The following is a 1,286-nucleotide window of genomic DNA, read 5'->3' on the forward strand; positions in this document are numbered from 1 at the left end:
ATTATCTTCAATTTTGTCTAGGATATTCATTAATTTATTAGCATTTATATCTAAACCTTGATTCTCCAATTTTTCTTGTAAGTCATTTATTCTGTTTTTATTTCTAAGTGCTTCAAAATCCTTGAAATAATTAAAGTAAGAATCATTGTCTTTAAATAGTTCTACAAAATCAAAATCTTTATTATATATAATTTTACTCAAATATACATCAAACATTATATATGCTTTATTATTTGCCACAACATAAAATTCTCCAAAATTTTCAAAAGGCTTTAAATAGTCAATATTAGCAAGTGTATTGATAGTTTTATCACTAGTATTTTCTAAATCTAATTGTAAAATTAATCCTAGTTTATTATCAAAATCAAGAGTCATATTAGTAATTCTTGATTTACTAGTCAAATAAATATTTTTAAAGTCTTTTCTGATTTCTTCATATTTTTCTACAATTTCCCTTAAATCAGATAAACCAACACCTTTTCCCAAATAATAGTTTATTATAGTATCAACATCTGATTTACCAGTTTTTGCAGTATAACTTTGGATTATAGTAATAACAAATAAAGATATATAAAGTGTAAGCATTATAGGAAATGAATGTGAATAAAGTTTATAGCTATAAGGCACTATTGAACTTACAAATAAAATTATACAAATCATTAGATAAGCAGAGTTTTTGTATAAAAAATTTAAATATTTCTGATAGTGAACATCAACACCTTTAATATTAATAGCTTTACTATTCAAATCTTTAATATACTGTCCTTTATCCTTGGGATTTTTACCTAACATTTCATCTATTACACCTTCTTTGGTGTATTTCTTTTTGAGATTGTATTTAAACTTAAATAAAGGATAGTATCTAAGGAGTTTATAAAGCATGTTCATTGTTTTTTTAAGCATTATTTGAGTTTCTTCAGCTTGGTAAACTTCTTTTGTTTTTTCTAAAACCTCTTTTGTTTTATCTAATGCAAACTTAGCTTTAGATTCAATACCTAAATTATTGATTTTTTGCTTGTAATCAGTGTTTTTCACCTTATCCTTTAAAATATCTAAACTACTGTTCTTATTACTTTTATTTTCTTTGTTTTCATTTTCTGTGTTACTTTTTAAGTCTCTAAAATCATTAGACATTTAAACCCCCTCCCTATTTTTGGAATATTTCTTAACATTTTTAACTTTTAAATCATAGAGCTTTCTATAATATGCTAACTCTAAATCTTGTTTGATTTCCCTTGCTTTCTTATTCTTTTCATTATTCATAACATAAAAATCATTCATATTTT

At 23.4% G+C, this 1,286-nt stretch carries 1 protein-coding gene; it reads right to left on the reverse strand.

All coding sequences use genetic code 11. The features are described 5' to 3' along the window. Positions 1–1,134, reverse strand: a 1,134-nt coding sequence (locus HMPREF9088_RS11095) for a hypothetical protein (RefSeq protein ID WP_007209350.1), incomplete at its 3' end; no start/stop codon positions are given. Between the last annotated feature and the right edge of the window lie 152 nt (positions 1,135–1,286).

The sequence above is a fragment of the Enterococcus italicus DSM 15952 genome (assembly GCF_000185365.1).
GTDB classification, from domain to species: domain Bacteria; phylum Bacillota; class Bacilli; order Lactobacillales; family Enterococcaceae; genus Enterococcus_G; species Enterococcus_G italicus.